Here is an 873-nt window from a genome sequence, read left to right as displayed (position 1 = left end):
CCCGGCTTCTGCCCAGGCTGCCGAGCCCGCTCCGGCCAAGGCTGTTTCCAAGCCGGTGAATTCCAAGACCCTGGAGGACATCAAGTCCTCGGGTTTCCAGACCTTCGTCAGCCCCGGCGAGAAGGCGATCAAGGCTCGCGCCGCCAAGGGTGAAGTCAGCCCCCGGGCGGAGTCCAATCTCATCGTGGGCTTCATGGCCATTCCCAACAGCGGGCGCGGCATTTCGCTGACCGCCTCGGTGGGCGGGAACTCCGGCTCGGTGCCGGTCACCATCGCCTGGGGCGACGGAACCACCAGCACCGCGAACACGGACGCCGAGAACTTCGCAGAGGCGAACCACACGTACGCCAAGCTGGGTACGTACACCATCACCGTGACGGCCACTGACGCGAGCGGTGCTGTCTCGGACAGCATGGCGATCACCACCGCCGGTTCGCACTACACGGCCTACGGCCCGACCCGTCTGCTCGACACCCGCGGCGCCAGCATCGCTCCGGGCGCCACGGCCCGACTGAAGATCGCGGGTAACGGGAGCATCCCGGCCGGCGTGACCGCCGCGGTCCTCAACCTGACGGTCACCAACCCCCAGACGGGTGGCTTCATCACGGCCTACCCGTCCGGCGGCGAAGACCCCCGCCCGACGACCTCGAACGTGAACTTCACGCCGGGGCAGACGGTGCCGAACCTGTCGGTCGTGCCGGTCGGCGCCAACGGTTACGTCGAGCTGTACAACGGCAGCGGCGGCACGGTCGACGTGATCGCGGACATCGCGGGCTACTTCAGTCAGAAGGTCTCCAGCGGCTTCACCCCGATCAGCCCGGCACGTCTGGTGGACACCCGCGAGGGCGTGGGCACCACCCGGGGCCAGGTGGC

The 873-nt window shown here is 68.5% G+C and carries 1 protein-coding gene; it reads left to right on the top strand.

Going from position 1 to position 873, the window contains the following annotated elements; genetic code table 11:
* Positions 1-873: PKD domain-containing protein (locus ABD323_RS42010; protein WP_344447334.1), on the top strand; the 873-nt coding region annotated here is incomplete at both ends.

This window comes from Kitasatospora nipponensis (genome assembly GCF_039528135.1).
GTDB lineage: Bacteria > Actinomycetota > Actinomycetes > Streptomycetales > Streptomycetaceae > Kitasatospora > Kitasatospora nipponensis.
This window is presented reverse-complemented; position numbering and strand designations above follow the sequence as displayed.